Annotated in this window: 17 protein-coding genes and 1 pseudogene; 11 read left to right on the top strand and 7 right to left on the bottom strand. The window is 63.5% G+C overall.

The features are described from left to right. Nucleotides 1–36: 36 nt before the first annotated feature. Nucleotides 37–633: an LPS assembly lipoprotein LptE gene (gene lptE, locus X756_RS160835; protein ID WP_023698237.1), complete on the bottom strand. Its 597-nt coding sequence runs from the start codon at nt 631–633 to the stop codon at nt 37–39. Beyond that, complete coding sequence (leuS, locus tag X756_RS160830) at nt 620–3,247, bottom strand: leucine--tRNA ligase (protein WP_023728697.1); 2,628 nt, start codon at nt 3,245–3,247, stop codon at nt 620–622. Before leuS ends, lptE begins: the two co-directional genes overlap by 14 nt. Nucleotides 3,248–3,395: 148 nt before the next feature. On the opposite strand from leuS, the gene X756_RS160825 reads away from it, so the two are divergent. The 4 genes from X756_RS160825 to X756_RS160810 all read left to right on the top strand — a co-directional run bounded on the left by X756_RS160825 (nt 3,396) and on the right by X756_RS160810 (nt 5,985). After that, a complete protein-coding gene (locus X756_RS160825; protein ID WP_023728698.1) occupies nt 3,396–4,058 on the top strand; it encodes a YggS family pyridoxal phosphate-dependent enzyme in 663 nt (220 codons plus the stop codon). Nucleotides 4,059–4,147: 89 nt separating this feature from the next. Next, nucleotides 4,148–4,402, top strand: coding sequence for a type II toxin-antitoxin system Phd/YefM family antitoxin (locus X756_RS160820; protein ID WP_023684084.1), 255 nt, complete (start codon nt 4,148–4,150; stop codon nt 4,400–4,402). Then, nucleotides 4,402–4,803, top strand: coding sequence for a type II toxin-antitoxin system VapC family toxin (locus tag X756_RS160815; RefSeq protein WP_023728699.1), 402 nt, complete (start codon nt 4,402–4,404; stop codon nt 4,801–4,803). The genes X756_RS160820 and X756_RS160815 overlap by 1 nt, the downstream gene beginning before the upstream one ends. A 132-nt stretch (nt 4,804–4,935) precedes the next feature. Continuing rightward, nucleotides 4,936–5,985 carry an aldo/keto reductase gene (locus X756_RS160810; protein WP_023700208.1) on the top strand — a complete coding sequence of 350 codons (1,050 nt, stop codon included), beginning with the start codon at nt 4,936–4,938 and terminating at the stop codon, nt 5,983–5,985. A gap of 51 nt (nt 5,986–6,036) precedes the next feature. Here X756_RS160810 and X756_RS160805 read toward each other — a convergent pair whose 3' ends face one another. After that, complete coding sequence (locus X756_RS160805; RefSeq protein ID WP_023700207.1) at nt 6,037–6,945, bottom strand: LysR family transcriptional regulator; 909 nt, start codon at nt 6,943–6,945, stop codon at nt 6,037–6,039. A 123-nt stretch (nt 6,946–7,068) separates the two neighbouring features. Between X756_RS160805 and X756_RS01000000165155 the strand changes: the two are divergent. Both X756_RS01000000165155 and X756_RS160800 read left to right on the top strand, forming a co-directional pair. Then, nucleotides 7,069–8,213, top strand: a pseudogene (locus X756_RS01000000165155) (MFS transporter). A gap of 43 nt (nt 8,214–8,256) precedes the next feature. Then, complete coding sequence (locus tag X756_RS160800) at nt 8,257–9,291, top strand: aldo/keto reductase (RefSeq protein WP_023688867.1); 1,035 nt, start codon at nt 8,257–8,259, stop codon at nt 9,289–9,291. Nucleotides 9,292–9,351: 60 nt separating this feature from the next. On the opposite strand, the gene X756_RS160795 is transcribed toward X756_RS160800, so the two are convergent. After that, the gene (locus X756_RS160795) at nt 9,352–9,624 is read right to left on the bottom strand and encodes an usg protein (protein WP_023668649.1); all 273 of its coding nucleotides are present in this window, start codon (nt 9,622–9,624) and stop codon (nt 9,352–9,354) included. Nucleotides 9,625–9,929: 305 nt separating this feature from the next. On the opposite strand from X756_RS160795, the gene acs reads away from it, so the two are divergent. After that, the gene (acs, locus tag X756_RS160790) at nt 9,930–11,885 is read left to right on the top strand and encodes an acetate--CoA ligase (protein ID WP_023688866.1); all 1,956 of its coding nucleotides are present in this window, start codon (nt 9,930–9,932) and stop codon (nt 11,883–11,885) included. Nucleotides 11,886–11,894: 9 nt separating this feature from the next. Continuing rightward, the gene (locus X756_RS160785; RefSeq protein WP_023688865.1) at nt 11,895–12,632 is read left to right on the top strand and encodes an MOSC domain-containing protein; all 738 of its coding nucleotides are present in this window, start codon (nt 11,895–11,897) and stop codon (nt 12,630–12,632) included. A gap of 66 nt (nt 12,633–12,698) precedes the next feature. On the opposite strand, the gene X756_RS160780 is transcribed toward X756_RS160785, so the two are convergent. Both X756_RS160780 and X756_RS160775 read right to left on the bottom strand, forming a co-directional pair. Further along, a complete protein-coding gene (locus tag X756_RS160780) occupies nt 12,699–13,967 on the bottom strand; it encodes a cyclopropane-fatty-acyl-phospholipid synthase family protein (protein WP_023688864.1) in 1,269 nt (422 codons plus the stop codon). A 387-nt stretch (nt 13,968–14,354) separates the two neighbouring features. Further along, nucleotides 14,355–15,224, bottom strand: a complete 870-nt coding sequence (locus X756_RS160775; RefSeq protein WP_023688863.1) for a transglutaminase family protein — start codon at nt 15,222–15,224, stop codon at nt 14,355–14,357. A gap of 180 nt (nt 15,225–15,404) precedes the next feature. Here X756_RS160775 and X756_RS160770 point away from each other — a divergent pair, with 180 nt between their 5' ends. Then, on the top strand, nt 15,405–16,070 hold the full coding sequence (locus X756_RS160770; protein WP_023693195.1) for an HAD-IA family hydrolase: 666 nt from the start codon (nt 15,405–15,407) through the stop codon (nt 16,068–16,070). A 109-nt stretch (nt 16,071–16,179) separates the two neighbouring features. Here X756_RS160770 and X756_RS160765 read toward each other — a convergent pair whose 3' ends face one another. Beyond that, a complete protein-coding gene (locus tag X756_RS160765; protein WP_023688862.1) occupies nt 16,180–16,386 on the bottom strand; it encodes a DUF1674 domain-containing protein in 207 nt (68 codons plus the stop codon). Between the two features lie 105 nt (nt 16,387–16,491). On the opposite strand from X756_RS160765, the gene htpX reads away from it, so the two are divergent. Together htpX and X756_RS160755 are read left to right on the top strand one after the other, a co-directional pair. After that, nucleotides 16,492–17,517: a zinc metalloprotease HtpX gene (gene htpX / locus X756_RS160760; protein ID WP_023728700.1), complete on the top strand. Its 1,026-nt coding sequence runs from the start codon at nt 16,492–16,494 to the stop codon at nt 17,515–17,517. Further along, nucleotides 17,508–18,893 carry an RsmB/NOP family class I SAM-dependent RNA methyltransferase gene (locus tag X756_RS160755; protein ID WP_023712036.1) on the top strand — a complete coding sequence of 462 codons (1,386 nt, stop codon included), beginning with the start codon at nt 17,508–17,510 and terminating at the stop codon, nt 18,891–18,893. Before htpX ends, X756_RS160755 begins: the two co-directional genes overlap by 10 nt. Nucleotides 18,894–18,896 lie beyond the last annotated feature (3 nt).

The raw sequence follows: 18,896 nt of genomic DNA on the forward strand, positions 1-18,896 counted from the left end.
ACTGCTAAAAGTCTAGTTGGCAGCGCCAGGGAATGCTCAGGCCTTCTTGCCGTGCCTGACCAAGTCCTGGGCGACCGACAGGCTCACCATTTCAGCCAGTTCACGCGCGGCGCGGTTCTCGGCGTCGAGCTGTGCCCGGTAGGAGGCGAACTCCTGCGTCGGCTTGTCGAAGGATGATGGGATCGACCGTTTGCCGGTGGCGATCACCACGCCGGTCCTGGCATCGGTCAGCACATAGTTTGCGGTCAGCGTCACCGTGCCTGCCGTCGGCTCGTCTTCGTCGGTCTGAATCTGCACCACCGCGGCCGATTCGACCAGTTCGGTGACACCGAGATCGAGCATGTAGACCGGTGCCGTCGTCTCGCCGGCACCCTGGCCGAAGGCGAAGATCAGATTGTTGCGGACCTGCTGGGCATAGCGGGTCTTGACCGGCTTGACCGCGATCGAGGCGAGCTCCGCCGACGCGCTGACAGTCGAGCCTGCCGTCAGCGGCGCGCTCGAATAGAGCGGCCTGACCGTGCAGGCCGAAACCAGCGTCATCGAGGCCACAAGCCCGCAGAGCGCGGTGCGGCGCAGCACATGCGTCGTCTTTCCGAAGTCAAGCCCCGTCTTTTTGAAATCAGGCAACGACATTGACGATCCTCTGCGGCACGATGATCACCTTGCGGGGCGCCTTACCTTCCAGCGCTTTCTGCACGAAGTCGAGAGCCAGAACCGCTTTTTCGACCGCACCTTGGTCCGCGTCGCGGGCAATTGTCAAATCGCCGCGCTTCTTGCCGTTGACCTGAACCGGCAGCACGATCTCGTTGTCGACCACCAGCGCCGGGTCGTAGACCGGCCATGGCCGTTCGGCGACCAGATCGGTGCCGCCGAGCGTGTGCCAGCACTCTTCGGCCAGATGCGGCATGACCGGCGCGACCACATGCACAAGGATCTCCACCGCCTCGCGGCAGGCGCCTTTCAGCGCCGCATCGGCCTTGCCCTCGGCAACGTCGTTGAGCGGCGTGTTCAAGGCATTGGCAAGTTCGTAGATGCGGGCGATGGCCCGGTTGAAGCCGAGCTTCTCGATATCCTCGCCGATCGCTTTCAGGATCTTGTGCGCGGCCTTGGAAACGGCGCCCGCCTCGCCCTCCGGCGCCGCCTGCGGCTTGGCGCCGTCAAGCGTCTCGGCGGCAATGGACACAAGGCGCCAGACACGCTGGATGAAGCGATGTGCGCCGGCGGCGCCATCGTCCGTCCACTCGACGTCGCGCTCGGGCGGCGAATCCGACAGCATGAACCAGCGTGCGGTGTCGGCGCCGTAGCCGTCGGTGATGTCTTCCGGGCTTACCGTATTCTTCTTCGACTTCGACATCTTTTCGAGTGAGCCGATCGCCGCCTCTTCGCCGGTGGCGATCTCGATGGCGCGGCGCTTGCCGCCGACATCCTCGATCCTGACCTCAGCCGGCGACAGCCAGCGGCCATTGTTCGACGCACCGCCGACGCGGTAGGTCTCATGCACCACCATGCCTTGCGTGAACAGGCCCTTGAATGGCTCGGCCAGGTCGAGATGCCCGGTCGCACGCATGGCGCGGGTGAAGAAGCGCGAATAGAGCAGATGGAGGATCGCGTGCTCGATGCCGCCAATATACTGGTCGACGGCCAGCCAGTCATCGGCAGCCTTGGGCTCCGTCGGCTCATTGGCCCAGGGCGCGGTGAAGCGCGCGAAATACCAGGACGAATCGACGAACGTGTCCATCGTGTCGGTCTCGCGGCGCGCATCCTTGCCGCATTGCGGGCACTTCACATGCCGCCAGGTCGGGTGACGGTCGAGCGGATTGCCGGGACGGTCGAACTCGATGTCGTCGGGCAGCTTGACGGGCAGGTCGGCCTTCGGCACCGGCACGACGCCGCAATCCTCGCAATGGATCATCGGGATCGGGCAGCCCCAGTAGCGCTGACGCGAAATGCCCCAGTCGCGCAAGCGGAAGTTCACCTTGCGCTCCGCCATTGGCCGCCCGCCTATGGTCTTCTGCTCCAGGAGCTTTGCCACCTCGTCGAACGCCTGCTCCGGCTTCAGGCCGTCGAGAAAGCGCGAATTGATCATCACGCCGTCATCGACATAGGCCTCTTCCGTGACCTGGAAGGTCTTGGCGTCGGCATCTTCCGGCATCACCACCGGGATCACCGGCAGGCCGTATCTGTTGGCGAAATCGAGGTCGCGCTGGTCGCCCGACGGGCAGCCGAATATGGCGCCGGTGCCGTATTCCATCAAAACGAAATTGGCGACATAGACCGGCAGTTTCCATGAGTCGTCGAACGGATGGACGACGCGGATGCCGGTGTCGAAGCCTTTCTTCTCGGCAGTCTCCAGCGCGGCCACCGAGGTGCCCATGTGACGGACCTCGTCGATGAACTTGGCCAGCTCGACATTGGTCTCGGCGGCCTTCCTGGCCAGCGGATGGTCGGCGGCGACCGCCATGAAAGAGGCGCCGAAAATGGTGTCGGGCCTGGTCGTGTAGACCTCCAGTTCCTTCGCATCGCCAACCGGAGCGGCCAGCGGCCAGCGGATCAGCAGCCCTTCCGAGCGGCCGATCCAGTTCTGCTGCATCAGCTTGACCTTTTCCGGCCACTCGCCGAGACCATTCAGCGAGTCCAGCAGGTCCTGCGCGTAGTCGGTGATCTTGAAGAACCACTGCGTCAGCTCGCGCTGTTCGACCAGCGCGCCCGAGCGCCAGCCACGGCCGTCGATGACCTGCTCGTTGGCGAGCACCGTCATGTCCTCCGGGTCCCAGTTGACCTTGGAGGATTTGCGCGTCACCAGCCCCTTTTCGACGAAATCGAGGAACAGCATCTGCTGGCGGTGGTAATAGTCGACGTCGCAGGTGGCGAACTCACGCGCCCAGTCCAGCGACAGGCCCATCATCTTGAGCTGCTCGCGCATGGCGGCGATGTTGGCGTAGGTCCATTCCTTGGGATGGACCTTGTTCTGCATCGCCGCGTTTTCAGCCGGCATGCCGAAAGCGTCCCAGCCCATCGGGTGCAGCACGTTGAAGCCCTTGGCCCGCTTGTAGCGCGCCACCACATCACCCATCGTGTAGTTGCGGGTGTGGCCGATATGGATCTTCCCCGAGGGATAGGGGAACATCTCCAGCACGTAGTATTTCGGCTTTGGATCGTTGTTATGCGCTTCGAACAGCTTCTTTTCGGCCCAGGCCTTCTGCCATTTGGGCTCTGACGCGCGCGGATTGTATCGTTCGGTTGCCATCGGATGATTTTCACTTAAAAGCAGGCGCAGACCGCCGGACAAGGCCCGGTGGCCGAGGTAAATGTCGTCGCGGTGTTCACCATGGATTGCCGGACCCGTCAACTGCGGCGAGCCGGCCAAGACGATTAAAGACAGGCAGGATATGGACATGGCCAGCGCCGTCGAACAGTTTTTCGCCGTCAAGACGAGGATCGCTGCCGCCGAGCGCGAGGCCGGCCGCGACGCCGGTTCGCTGACGCTGGTTGCGGTGTCGAAGACTTTTGAGGCCGACGTCATCCGCCCGGTCATCGAGGCTGGCCAGCGCGTCTTCGGCGAAAACCGCGTGCAGGAAGCGCAAGGCAAATGGCCGGCCTTGAAAGCGGAATTCCCTGATATCGAACTGCATCTGATCGGCCCGCTGCAGTCGAACAAGGCGAAGGAAGCCGTTGCGCTCGCCGACGTCATCGAGACCGTCGACCGCGAAAAGATCGCCGCCGAACTCGCCAAGGAAATCGTGCGCCAGGGCCGCACGCCGAAACTCTACGTCCAGGTCAATACCGGCTCTGAGCCGCAAAAGGCCGGCATCGAGCCGCGCGACGCCGTCGCCTTCGTCGCCCGCTGCCGCGATGTCCATGGCCTCGCCATCGAAGGCCTGATGTGCATCCCGCCGGCCGACGAAAACCCCGGCCCGCATTTCGCCTTGCTGGAAAAGCTCGGCAAAGAGGCCGGGGTCGCAAAACTGTCGATGGGCATGTCCGGCGACTTCGAGACCGCCATAGCCTTCGGCGCCACCAGCGTCCGCGTCGGCTCGGCGATTTTTGGCGGCCGATAACCTCGGTGATCTCGCGGCCCTAACAGTAGCATTTGTTGCTGCATCGCTGCAGCAATGCTATATCTAGCCAAGCTAGCTAGGTATCTTCCATGAACTGGCATCTGCAGGACGCAAAAAACAATCTCTCGAAGCTGGTTCAGCAGGCTCGTGAAAAGGGCCCGCAGACCATCACCTTGCGTGGAAAGCCCGCTGCTGTCGTGTTGGCCGCTGAAGAATACGAAAGGCTCGTCGGCTCTAAGCCCTCACTTGCGGAATACCTTCTTTCCGGTCCCGAGTGGGACGACGACTTCGTCGAAGAGGTCAATCGCCGCTCCAAGGGGCCCGGCAGAGACGTGGACCTCTGATGTTTCTTCTGGACACGAACGTCGTGTCGGGTGCGCGAAAGCGAGAGGGGCCAGTGGCGGATTGGATAATCAAGCAAGAGCGCCAGTCTCTGTTTCTAAGCGTCATCACGCTCGGTGAAATCGCACGCGGAATCGAAATGAAGCGGCGAAACGACCCCGACACTGCAAACCATTTAGCAGCGTGGTTCCACGGTCTGCGCCACAGCTACGAAAACCGAATTCTCGGCATAGACGAGAGCATCGCTGCCCAATGGGGTCGCATCTCCGCGATCCGCACGCGCGGCGACGCAGATGGGCTTATAGCCGCGACGGCGCTCTTCCACGACCTCATACTGGTCACACGCAACGTCGCCGATTTCGACGATACTGGCGTCACAATGTTCAACCCTTGGGAAGCCTGACCCGCCTGTGTTGATTCGGTGTTGGGGTCGGCCGCAGGTTGAGCCAGAGCTGGCCCATCATTGCGCCACGACTGGAAACGAAACGCGCCGTTCCTATTTGCTTGGCGTCATCACCAATCTGCTGGAGCCACCATGCGCTACAATCAACTCGGAAATACGGGGATGTTCGTCTCCGAACTCTGCCTCGGCACAATGACCTTCGGCGCCGCCGGCGAGAATGCCCAATGGGGTCTGATCGCCAGCCTCGACCAGAAGGGCGTCAACGACATCGTTGGCCGTTCGATCGCCGCCGGCGTCAATTTCTTCGACACCGCCGACGTCTACTCCTTCGGCCAGTCCGAGCGCCTGCTCGGCCAGTCGCTCAGGGATCTCGGCGTCAAGCGCTCGGACGTCGTCATTGCCACCAAGGTGCATGGCGCCATGGGCCAGGGCCCGAACGAGCGCGGCTCTTCGCGAGGCCACATCATGGATTCGGTCGAGGGCAGCCTGGAGCGGCTGCAGCTCGACCATATCGACCTCTATCAGTTGCACGGCACCGATACGGTGACGCCGATCGACGAGACGCTACGGGCACTTGATGACCTGGTTGCCAGCGGCAAGGTTCGCTATGTCGGCGTCTCCAACTGGCAGGCATGGCGCATCGCCAAGGCTCTGGGCATTGCCGAGCGCAAGGGGTTCTCCCGCTTCGAGACCATCCAGTCCTATTACTCGATCGCCGGCCGCGATCTCGAGCGTGAGATCGTGCCGCTCATCAACGAGGAGAAGCTCGGCTTGATGGTGTGGTCGCCGATGGCCGGCGGCCTGCTGTCGGGCAAATACGGTCCCGGCGCGCCCGGCAATGGCGAGGGCCGCCGCGCCGCCTTCAACTTCCCGCCGGTCGATGAGGACCGCGCCTGGGCAGCCGTCGCCGTCATGCGCGACATCGCCAAAAAGCACGATGTCAGCGTCGCTACGGTCGCGCTCGGTTATGTCCTGGCCAAACCTTTCGTCATGAGCGTCATCATCGGCGCCAGCCGCATGGAGCAGCTCGAGCAGAACCTAGCCGCGGCCGAGGTGAAGCTCGACGCCGACGATCTCGCCAAACTGGATGAGGTCAGCGCGCTGCCGGCCGAATATCCCGGCTGGATGCTGGAGCGTCAGGGCGCCGGTCGCCGCCCGGCGCCGTTCACCCCGAAGAAATAGTCATCGCTGTCGCCTGATGCTTGGGGGGTCATCTGGCTCCCCAACGTCTTTTCAGCTCATCCGCACGCTCTCGACCAGAAAGTCGAGAAACGCCCGCACCCGTGCGGGCAAATGCCGGCCCTGGCCGACATAGACGGCGTGGGTAGGCTCCTCGTCGCCCGGATTGAAATCCTCCAGCAGCGCCGTCAGCCGCCCCGCCGCGATGTCATCGGCCACATGCCAGTGTGCCAGCCGGGCGATGCCGGCGCCGCCGACCGCCATCAACCGCATCGACTCGCCATCGCCGACCAGCGTGTTTCCGGTGATCGGCACCATGACGGCGTTCCCGGTTGCATCGACAAACGACCAGCCATCGACATGCCGGACAAAGCCGAAAGCCATGCGATTGTGCCGGTCGAGATCTGCTGGAACCAGCGGCGTGCCATGCGTCTTGAGATAGGACGGTGCGGCAACGACTGTCATCCGGCTTTGCCCGAGCTTGCGCGCCACCAGCCGCGACTCGCCGAGCGGCCCGGCGCGGATGGCGACGTCGGCACGCTCAGCCATCAAATCGATGACGCTGTCGGTCAGCACCAGATCGACCGAAATCCCGGGGTAGCGTTCGAGGAAATCAGGCAGCAGCGGGATCAGCCGATGCACCCCGAAGGGCACATAGGAGTTGACGCGCAGCCGTCCGCGCGGCGCGGCACCCACGGCCGCCTCGCGCTCGGCCGCCGCCATATCGGCCAGGATGCGCACCCCGCTGTCATAGAACGCCGTCCCTTCCGGCGTCAGCTGCAGCTTGCGCGTCGAGCGCGTGACCAGCCGCGCGCCGAGCCTTGCCTCCAGTCGCGCGATCAGCTTGCTCACCGCCGACGGTGTCATACGCAGCGAACGAGCCGCAGCCGAGAAACTGCCCGCCTCGACGACGCGGACGAACACTTCGATCTCGCCGGAACGGTTGATATCGGGTCTGGCCATTTGTGAATCTATTTCACAGGAAATATGCCCAAGGCAAGTCTGGTTCACAAGGCATGGCAACACGATCTCTGCGGTCGGGGCGCGGGTCTGGTCGCGTTCATCGAGTTCGAACTGGAAACCGCCATGCCTCTTGCTCTCTACGCCCTCGCTGCCGGCGCCTTCGGCATCGGTGTCACCGAATTCGTCATCATGGGGCTGCTGATCGATGTCAGCAAAGATCTCGGAGTCTCGATCTCGGCCGCCGGCCAGTTGATTTCGGGCTACGCGTTGGGCGTCGTCATCGGCGCGCCGCTTTTGACCATCGCCACCGGCAACTGGCCCCGCAAGACCGTCCTTCTGGCCCTTATGGCGATCTTCACGCTCGGCAACCTCGCCTGTGCGATCGCCCCCGACTACTGGACGCTGATGGGCGCCCGCATCATCACCGCCTTTGCCCATGGCACTTTCTTTGGCGTCGGCTCGGTGGTCGCCACCGGCCTGGTCGCGCCCAACAAGAAAGCCTCGGCGATCGCGCTGATGTTCACCGGCCTGACTATCGCCAACATCCTCGGCGTGCCCTTCGGCACTTGGCTCGGCCAGACCTTCGGCTGGCGCGCCACCTTCTGGGCCGTAACCCTGGTCGGCTTGGCAGCCTTTGCCGTCATCCTGCTTCTGGTGCCGCGCAGCAAGGAAGCGCCCGAGAAGACCAATCTGCGCGCCGACCTCGCAGTGCTGCGCCGCACGCCGGTGCTGCTCGGCCTCGCCACCACCGTGCTCGGCTATGCCGGCGTCTTCGCCGTCTTCACCTACATCGCCCCGCTGCTCACCGAGNGCTCGTCTTCGGTGGCGGTCTTATCGCCGGCAATCTGCTTGGCGGCAAGGTCGCCGACCGCTGGCTGGTGCCGGCGGTGCTCGGCAGCCTCGTGGTGCTGGCGTTGGTGCTGGCCACAATGACCTTCGCCGTCCACAGCCAAATCCTGGCCGTCATCTATGTCGGCCTGCTTGGTGCCGCCGCCTTCGCCACCGTGGCGCCGCTGCAGATGTGGGTGCTGGAAAAGGCGCAAGGCGCGGGCCAGAGCCTCGCCTCGTCCTTCAACATCGCCGCCTTCAACCTCGGCAATGCCGCCGGCGCTTGGCTTGGCGGCGCGGTGATTGCCCATGACCTCGGCCTCGGCTCACTAACCTGGATCGCCGCTTTGCTGCCGGTCGCGGCTCTTGGCGTCGCTGCCCTGGCGCTGCGCCTCGATCGCGCCCCCACAATCGGGGTGCCGGTCTGCGCCCAGTCATGAGCATCACGCGCAATCCTTCTTCGACATCATCAAGGAGCATAAAATGGATTATCGACGTCTCGGCGCATCGGGCCTGAAAGTGCCCGCACTCTCTTTCGGCGCCGGCACTTTCGGCGGCTCCGGGCCGCTGTTCGGGGCCTGGGGCAACAGCGATGCCAAGGAAGCGCGGCGGCTGATCGACATCTGCCTCGAGGCCGGCGTCAATCTGTTCGACACCGCCGATGTCTATTCGAACGGCGCCTCCGAGGAAGTGCTTGGCGAAGCCATCAAAGGCCGCCGCGACGCGGTGCTGATCTCGACCAAGACTTCGCTGCCGATGGGCGACAGACCGGCCGACTACGGCTCGTCGCGCTCGCGGCTGATCAAAGCCGTCGACGCCGCCCTGAAGCGCATGGGCACCGATTACATCGACCTGTTGCAGCTGCACGCCTTCGATGCCGGCACGCCGATCGAGGAGGTGTTGTCGACGCTGGACGACCTCGTGCGCGCCGGCAAGCTGCGCTATGTCGGCGTCTCCAACTTCTCCGGCTGGCAGGTGATGAAATCGCTGGCGGAAGCTGACAAGCATGCTTATCCGCGCTACGCCGCGCATCAGGTCTACTACTCGCTGGTCGGTCGCGACTATGAATGGGAGCTGATGCCGCTCGGTATCGACCAGGGCATCGGCGCGCTGGTGTGGAGCCCGCTCGGCTGGGGCCGCCTGACCGGCAAGATCCGCCGCGGCCAGCCCCTGCCGGAAAAGAGCCGGCTGCACGACACCGCCGATTTCGGCCCGCCGGTCGCGGACCAACATCTCTACCGGGTCATGGATGCGCTTGATGCGATGGCTGAAGAGACCGGCAAGACCGTGCCGCAGATCGCCATCAACTGGCTGTTGCGGCGCCCGACCGTGTCCTCGGTCATCATCGGCGCCCGCAACGAGGAACAGCTGCGCCAGAACCTCGGCGCCGTCGGCTGGGCATTGACGCCGGAGCAGGTCAAAAAGCTCGACGCCGCAAGCGAAGTGACCGCGCCCTACCCGTACTTCCCTTATCGCCGCCAGGAAGGTTTCGCCCGACTGAACCCGCCTGCGGTGTGATCGCACGACGTTGAAGCTGCCAATCTCCCCCCTTGCGGGGGAGATCAGCTATACTGCCGCTCAGTGCAGCACGAACTCCCCATCCACCTTCCGCCATTCGTTCGGCGCGATCAGCTTCTGGTGCGTGTAGCTGATCGAATGCAGCGGCCCGTCGAGCCTGGCCTTCCAGAACTCGATGAACTTGATCAGCACCGGAAACTTCGGCGCCAGATCGTAATCCTGCCAGATGAAGCTCTGCAGCAGATGCGGGTGGTCGGGAAAATGGTACAGAATCTTGGCCGTGGTCAGGCCATACCCCTTGAGCATCAGGTCCATTTCGGAATGATCGCGCATGACAGCCCCTTGGCCTAGTTGATTCTCCATTCCTCCCAACACCGAATTGTGCGCGCCGTTCCTTAACTGTCTATGATTTTCCTGATCCCAGTCGGGTTTTATGCACGAAAACATGCAGTTAGCAGCGACCGCTGCCGAGTGCTGATACAACCGAAACGGGAGCTGCGGCATCGCGCCACGCGAATCCAACGTCTAATGTTGCCGTCAGCGCGGAACTGTTAATAATGCCGCCGAATTCGCGGCTGCGTCGCCGTGATCCTGGCTGTGGTCAAGCCGGCGGGGTGGTTTGGGAGGAAAGTGAAGACATGTCCGAGGTGAAGATCCACCGCGTCCAGCCGGCGTGGAAGAAGAATGCGCTGATCGACAACGACACCTACCTCAAATGGTATGCCGACAGCGTGAAGAATCCGGACAAGTTCTGGGGCAAGCACGGCAAGCGCATCGACTGGTTCAAGCCGTTCAGCAAGGTCAAGAACACCTCCTTCGAGGGCAAGGTCTCGATCAAATGGTTCGAGGACGGCGAAACCAACGTCTCCTACAACTGCATCGACCGCCATTTGAAGAAGCGCGGCAACCAGACAGCCATCATCTGGGAAGGCGACAATCCCTACGACGACAAGAAGATCACCTATAACGAGCTCTACGAGCATGTCTGCCGGCTCGCCAATGTGATGAAGAAGCACGGCGTCAGGAAGGGCGACCGCGTCACCATCTACATGCCGATGATCCCGGAAGCGGCCTACGCGATGCTGGCTTGCACCCGCATCGGCGCCATCCACTCGATCGTCTTCGGCGGCTTTTCACCGGACGCGCTGGCCGGCCGCATCGATGACTGCAAGTCGACCTTCGTCATCACCGCCGACGAAGGCCTGCGCGGCGGCAAGCCGATCCCGCTGAAGGAAAACACCGACAGAGCGATCGAAATCGCCGCCAAGGCCGGCACCAAGGTCGATAAGGTGGTCGTCGTTCGTCGCACCGGCGGCAAGACCGGCTGGGTCCAGGGACGCGACATCTGGTACCATGACGAGATCGCCACGGTGAAAGGCGACTGCAAGCCGGAGAAGATGAAGGCCGAGGATCCGCTGTTCATCCTCTATACCTCAGGCTCGACCGGCAAGCCGAAGGGAGTGCTGCACACCACCGCCGGCTATCTCGTCTATGTCGCGATGACCCACCAATATGTCTTCGACTACCATGATGGCGATATCTACTGGTGCACCGCCGATGTCGGTTGGGTCACCGGCCACAGCTATATCGTCTATGGCCCGCTCGCCAACGGCGCCACCACGCTGATGTTCGAGGGCGTGCCGAACTACCCCTCGCAGTCGCGCTTCTGGGAAGTCATCGACAAGCACAAGGTCAACATCTTCTACACCGCGCCGACGGCGCTGCGCGCGCTGATGGGCGCCGGCGACGAACCGGTGAAGAAGACCTCGCGCAAGTCGCTGCGCGTGCTGGGCTCGGTCGGCGAACCGATCAATCCGGAAGCCTGGGAGTGGTATTTCAACATCGTCGGCAACGGCAAGGTGCCGATCGTCGACACCTGGTGGCAGACCGAGACCGGCGGCATCCTGATCACGCCGCTGCCCGGCGCCACCGACCTCAAGGCTGGTTCGGCGACGCGGCCCTTCTTCGGCATCAGGCCGCAGCTGGTCGACGGCGAAGGTAGGGTGCTGGAAGGGGCGGCCGACGGCAATCTCTGCATCGCCGATTCCTGGCCCGGCCAGATGCGCACGGTCTATGGCGATCATGACCGCTTCGTGCAGACCTATTTCTCCACCTACAAGGGCAAATACTTCACCGGTGACGGCTGTCGCCGCGACGCCGACGGCTATTACTGGATCACCGGCCGCGTCGACGACGTCATCAACGTTTCCGGCCACCGCATGGGAACGGCCGAGGTCGAATCGGCGCTCGTCAGCCATGAGAAGGTGTCGGAAGCAGCTGTCGTCGGCTATCCCCACGACATCAAGGGCCAGGGCATCTACAGCTACGTTACCTTGATGAAAGGCGTGGAGCCGAGCGAGGAACTGCGCAAGGAGCTCGTGGCCCATGTCCGCAAGGAGATCGGCGCCATCGCCTCGCCCGACAAGCTGCAATTCGCGCCCGGACTGCCGAAAACCCGCTCCGGCAAGATCATGCGCCGTATCCTGCGCAAGATCGCCGAGGACGATTTTTCCGCGCTCGGCGATACCTCGACACTGGCCGATCCGGCCGTGGTCGATGATCTGATCGCCAACCGCCAGAACAAGAAGGGCTGAGGGGATTTGATGGCTGCACTGGGCGCAGTCACGGAGCTCTGGCGTTACCCCGCAAGTTCGCTTGCCGGCGAACGCCAGGACGCCATTTCGGTCGGCCTTGAAACCATCGACGGCGACCGGCTGTTCGGCCTTGTCGATGTCTCGGACAATGAGATCGCGCGGCCCGACCGCGACGCCAAGTGGCACAAGGTGCCGCGCATCCGCACCCGGCTGAGCAAGGACCGCAAGCTGGAGATCGCCGTTCCCGACGGCGACTGGCTGGCAGTGCCGGGTGTGGAATGCGACCAAGCCATCTCGGCCTATCTCGGCTTCGCCGCCTCGATCAGGCCGTTCAGCCAGGACAACGCTCCCGGCTACACCGGCCCGCTCACCGCGGCGCGCTACCGCAAAGCGCCGATCCATCTCTTGACCACCGCATCGCTGGCGCGGCTCAAGGCGCTGCACCCCGAAGGCATTCCCGATCCGCGCCGCTTCCGCCCCAACATCGTCGTCGACATGGCGGCGGTCAAAGGCTCGTTTCCCGAGACCGAATGGATTGGCCGCAAGCTCGCCATCGGCGATCTGCTGGTGACCGTCTCGGAGCCGTGCCGCCGCTGCGGCTTCACCATCATCAGCCAGGACGGCTTCGACCACGATCCCGGCATCCTGCGCAATCTGGTCCGCCACAACGCGCACAATCTTGGCGTCTATTGCACTGTGGACAGGCCTGCCCGCGTCGAGATCGGCGCGCCGATGCGGTTCGTGTAGGCCTCTACCGCGAGGCAGCGAATCGCAGACCTTGGAAAGCGTGGGGTTCGGCCCCGAATCCTATCTCTACCGATACAGATCCGCCCGTGTCGGCGGCAGCCCGCTCGGCCCGCGTGCGCGTTTGGTGACGACGGTCTGAAAAATCTGCGCCGAGGCGCGCTCGAAGGTGATCGAGCAGCCGGTGAGATAAAGCAGCCACAGCCGTGCCTTGGCCTCGCCGACTTCGGCGACCGCCTCGTCGAAGCGAGCCTGTAGCCGCTCGGCCCACAGCCGGCAGGTGCGCGCATAGTGCTCGCGCAGATTCTCGACGTCGTAGACCAGGAAGCCATGCGCCTCCAGATTGCCCAGCGTCATGCCGATCGTGTCGAGTTCGCCGCCTGGGAAAATGTATTTGAGCAGCGCCTTGAACTCCGGCCCCTTGCGCAAGGTTTTCTTCAAGTCGCCCTTGCTGCGCCTGGTGATGGCGTGGTGCAGATAGATGCCGCCGGGCTTCAGCAAGCGATGGATGGTCTTGAAATAGGTGGCGTGGTTGGCGAGGCCGAGATGCTCGAACATGCCGATCGACGATATCTTGTCGAAGGAGCCTTTGAGCTCCGTATAGGATTTGATTTCGATGGTGATGCGGTCCTGCAGCCCTTCGGCGCGGATGCGCTCGCGGGCGAGATCGGTCTGCGCCTGCGACAGCGACACGCCATGGCCGACGACGCCGTAATTTTTGGCCGCATGGATCAGCATGGCACCCCAGCCGCAGCCGATGTCCAGCAGCTTTTCGCCCGGCTTCAGCCTGAGCTTGCGGCAGATATGGTCGAGCTTGTCGGCCTGCGCCTGGTCGATGCCATCGGCGAAATCCTTAAAGTAGCCGCAGCTGTAGACCATGCGCTCGTCGAGGAAGAGCCGGTAAAAGGCATTCGAAATGTCGTAGTGATGCTGGATCGCCTCCTGGCTCGACCCGCTGACATAGGGGTTGCGACCCGACAGATCGGTGCGTGCACTCATCTGCTTGCGTGACAGGAGCACCGCCGGCAGGTCGCGCAGGATCGCCAGCTTCGGCAGCGACTTGAGCTTGGTCCTGAGCTTGCCTTGCGACGGCAGTGCGTAGAAATCGAAAATCGTCCCGTCTTCGATGTCTATCGTCTTGGAGATCCACATCTCGATCAGCGTCGACAGCGATGGCCGCTTCACCACCTGCCAGACGATGTCCTGGTCGTTGATGGTGAGCACGGGCCCGATGGCGGGACCGATCCGCTCGCCGGTCCACAGCTTGACCGCAAAACCCGGCTTCAGCGTTTCGATCACCGTTCGCACGATGCGCGCGGCCTTCTCGGCTGCCTCCATGGCCATCCTCCCGAGTCCTGACAATCCACCTTGCATGGATTTTGCCCGCCCTCGCGGCTCTTCGCAACCCGGCGCAAAAGGCGGCTCGCCAGCTATTTCAAATCGGCATCTTGTTTTTTGCTGCAACGCACCCCATCATCTGTACGTGTGCAACAAATCGAAAGGAGGTGATCCGATGTCGAGTGATTTCGTTTTCCAGAACGTGGCCTCAGCGGATTGCACTTTCGGGAAGCAGTCTTCCCGTTAAGGCGCGATAAGCGCGGCGGGTGACCTCGGTCGCCGCCATTGGCCGCGCCACGGACGGAAACACGGAAGGCCGCCGGCTTCGTCAAGAAGCGGCGGCCTTTTCCATTTCCGGATTGTGTGTCGAAGCAGATCAGAATCCGGTCACGCCAGCATCCGCGCGCTGATCGTCTTGTCGACGCCGTGATAGGGCGGATTGAACAGCTTGCCTTCCTGCTCGTAGGTCCACACCTTGAACAGCGAGAGTTGGTGTGGGCCGAAACTGTGCAGCAGCGGGACATCCGTGGCATCGCGGCCGCGCGCGATGACGACGCGGCCGATCCTGGGTTTGTTGTGGCGCGGGTCGAACGTGTACCACTTGCCGTCGAGGAACACTTCCATCCAGGCTGAAAAATCCATCGGCGCCGGGTCGGCCGGTACGCCGATGTCGCCGAGATAACCGTTCACATAGCGGGCCGGGATGTTCATGCAGCGGCAGAGCGTGATCGCTAGATGGGCGAAGTCGCGGCATACACCAACCTGCTCCTCATGCGCCTGGGCTGCGGTGCGCGTCGACCGCGCATAGCCATAGCCGAAGGACAGCCGGTTGTGGACATAGTCGACGATCGCCTGCACCCGCGCCCAGCCGGAGGGAACATGGCCGAAAAGCTGCCAGGCCAGACTGCTCAGATGATCGGTCTCGCAATAGCGGCTGCCGAGGAGGTAGCCGAGCACATCGTCCGGCAGTTCCGCCACCGGCACTTCCCTGGCCAGCGTGTTGACCGCGTCAGGCTCGCCGCTGTCCTCGACGGCTGCGTCATAGAGAATGCGGAAACTGCCGGCGGGTACGGTGAAGCGGCGGCAGGTATTGCCGAACAGATCGTGATAGACCTTGCTCGGCACTGAAGGCGACGTCAGCACGCGCGTCTGCCGTTTGATGTCGGCCTGACGATCCCTGTGGATATCAAGCAGCGAGATGACCGGCGTGGCGCCGACGCATTCAATGGCGATTTCGTAGCCGAGCCGGATCAGCACAATGATTGCCCCTTCGATCCCGTGGAAAACAGTATGGTCAAAACGCCAGAGGCGGGACCATGGTTCCCTGGAACTATCGAAAAGGCTCTCGCGCGGCTTCCCAGGCAGGCGTGGCGACGTTACGGTCGCACGACATGTTTCGACCCTCCCGAAACGATCCCTAACCCCATGGAAAATCGGATGTTTGCAGGCAGAAAATTCGCCGCGTTCCTGTTCGATATGGATGGCACGGTGCTCAATTCGATCGCCTCGGCCGAGCGCGTCTGGGCGGCGTGGGCGCTTAAGCACGGTCTCGACGTCGAAGCCTTCCTGCCGACGATCCATGGCGTGCGGGCGGTCGAGACCATCACCAGGCTGGCGCTTCCCGGCGTCGACCCTGTTCATGAGGCGTTTGTGCTGTTGCAGGCCGAGTCGGACGATGTCGAAGGCGTGCTGCCGATCGCTGGCGCCGTGCCGTTCCTCAACGCTTTGCCGCCAGAGCGCTGGGCGATCGTCACCTCGGCGCCGCGCCCGTTGGCGCTGCTGCGCATGCGGGCCGCCGGCATCCCGGTTCCCGCCTTGGTGGTCGCGGCCGAGGATGTGTCGCACGGCAAGCCGGCGCCCGACTGTTTCCTGCTGGCGGCAAAACGGCTCGGCGTCGATATCGGCGACTGTCTGGTCTTCGAGGACGCACCGGCCGGTATCGCGGCGGCGGAAGCAGCGGGCGCGTCGGTGATGGTGATCAGCGCCACTCACCAGCATCCAATGACGACTCAGCACAACTCGATTGGCGGCTACGAAACCGTCTCCATCACGATCGATGACAGCGGCTGGATGACGTTGGGGGCACAGCGCAGCGCGGCCTGAGAACTGGAGAACTGGAGAACTGGAGAACTGGAGAACTGGAGAACTGCTGTGCGCCTTTTTCTTCAACTCTTCAGCTCACCAGTTCCCCAGTTCTTCCGTTCCTGAACCCCTAGAAATCGCTAGCCAGTCCCTTCACTTCCCAGTCGCCGTAGCGGCCGGGTTCCTTGCCGCCGCGGCCGCCGATTTCCTTCGGCAACGCAGCTTCCTTCTGGCGATACGCTTCACGGCGCGCCTCGGCTTCAGCCAGCGCTCGGCTGGCCGCCGGCGTCAGGTCCTTCTCCCGGTCGGCATCGGCTTTGCTGGGTTGGTCGGTCATGCGATAGTCCGGGCGGATTGAAACAAAGGGCGGCGTTTCCCATCATATAGCCATGAGTTCACCCCGATCGACCTTTTTTTGCCACGGCCGCACAGGGAGCAGATGATGAGCACGCTACGCACCACCATGCTTCTGGCCGCGATGACGGCGCTGTTCATGGGCGTCGGCTTTCTGATCGGCGGCACCGGCGGCATGATGATCGCCTTCCTGGTCGCCGCGGGCACCAATCTGTTCAGCTACTGGAATGCCGACAAGATGGTGCTGTCGATGAACCGCGCCGTCGAGGTCAACGCGAAGAACGCGCCCGAATTCCACGCCATCGTCGAGGCGTTGGCCCAGCAGGCCGGCCTGCCGATGCCCAAGACCTATCTGATCGACAATCCGCAGCCGAACGCCTTCGCCACCGGCCGCAATCCCGAGAACGCCGCGGTCGCGGCCTCGACCGGGCTGCTGGAGCGCCTGTCGCATGAGGAGGTGGCGGCAGTCATGGCGCATGAGCTGGCCCACATCCAGCATCGAGACACGCTGACCATGACCATTGTCGCGACACTCGCCGGCGCCATCTCGATGCTCGGCAATTTCGCCTTCTTCTTCGGCGGCAGCCGCGACAACAACAACCCGTTCGGCTTTGTCGGCGTGCTGGTGGCGATGCTGGTCGCGCCCTTCGCCGCCATGATCGTGCAGATGGCGGTCAGCCGCACCCGCGAATACGAGGCCGACCGGCGCGGCGCCGAAATCGTTGGAAATCCGCTTTGGCTGGCATCAGCGCTTGACAAGATCGCCCGCGGCGCCGAACGCATCCGCAACCCGGATGCCGAACGCAATCCCGCGACCGCGCATCTCTTCATCATTAATCCTCTTCACGGCGAGCGAATGGACAGCCTGTTTTCGACCCACCCGAACACCGACAACCGCATCGCCGCGCTGCAGGCGATGGCGCGCGACATGGCAGGCCGCCAGCCGGCGCCGCGCCAGGCGCCGACGCCAGAGCCGATCGAAGAATTGCCGGCCGATGCCGAGCAAGGTCCGTGGGGTAAGGCAGCACGCCCCACGCAGCCGACCAAACCGGCCAAGCCGAAAGCCAATCCGTGGGGCCGCAATCCGACCGGACCCAAAGGTCCGTGGTCGTGAGCGGCGCCAGATCCCGGCCCGCACATTCAGGCGATCGCGAAAACAGCTCGGACGAATTCGTCGCCGGCCTCGCCGCGCGCAAGGCCGCGGCGCGGCTGCTGGCCGCCGTTATCGACGCCAAAACGCCGCTCGACGGGCTGACGGACCACGAGAACGGCCATCCGCAATACAAGGTGCTCGACTTGCGCGACCGCGGCCTGGTGCGCGCCATACTGGTAACCGCGCTGCGCTACCGCATGACCATTGCCGGGCTCCTCGCCCGCCGCCTTGAAAAGCCGCTGCCGCCCAACGCCACAGCGCTGTCGCACATCCTGCATGTTGCGGCGGCGCAGATCCTGTTCCTCGACATCCCCGACAGCGCCGCCGTCGATTTGGCTGTGACCCACGCCAAGTCGGACCCACGCACGCAGCGCTTTTCCGGCCTCGTTAACGGCGTGCTGCGCACTTTGGTGCGGGCCAAGGAGACCGAACTGCCGGCAGCTCTTGCCGCCACCGACGAGGCGCCAAAATGGTTCTCCGACCGGCTGAAGGCCGCCTATGGCGCCGAGATGACCAGACAGATCCTGGCGGCGCATCGCGTTGAGGCGCCGGTCGATTTCACGGTCAAGGCCGATCCCGAACTGTGGGCCGAAAAGCTCGGCGGCATCGTGCTGCCGACCGGCACGGTGCGAGTGGAAAAGCTCAACGCCTCCGTCACCGAACTGCCGGGCTTCAGCGAAGGCGCATGGTGGGTCCAGGACGCCGCCGCCAGTTTTCCGGCGCGGCTGTTCGGCGATGTCAAAGGATTACGCGTCGCCGACCTCTGCGCCGCCCCCGGCGGCAAGACCGCTCAGCTGATCCTTGCCGGCGCCAAAGTCACCGCCGTGGACACCTCGAAGAACCGGCTGGCGCGGCTGACGCAGAACCTCGAACGGCTCGGGCTGTCCGCCGAGATCGTGCAGGCCGATCTGCTGAAATACCAGCCGGCGGAGCTTTTCGACGCCGTCCTGCTCGACGCGCCCTGCTCTTCCACCGGCACGGTTCGGCGCCACCCCGACGTGCCATGGACCAAGACGGCAGCCGACGTCGAAAAGCTAGCCGATCTGCAAGCAAAGCTGCTCGCCCGCGCCGTCACTTTGGTCAAACCGGGCGGTCGGATTGTTTTTTCCAACTGTTCGCTGGACCCAATCGAAGGCGAGGATCTGTATCGCGTCTTTCTGGCCGGCAACAAAACCGTCGCCGACGATCCACTGCAGCCCGGCGAAATCGCCGGCATCGACGCTTTCCTGACCCCGCAAGGCACGCTGCGCACCACACCCGCCGATCTTGACAGTGGTTCGCCAGGGGTTTCCGGCCTGGACGGCTTCTTCGCAGCCCGCATGCGACGTCTGGCCTGACTC

Source organism: Mesorhizobium sp. LNJC405B00 (genome assembly GCF_000502615.1).
In the GTDB taxonomy this organism is placed as follows: domain Bacteria; phylum Pseudomonadota; class Alphaproteobacteria; order Rhizobiales; family Rhizobiaceae; genus Mesorhizobium.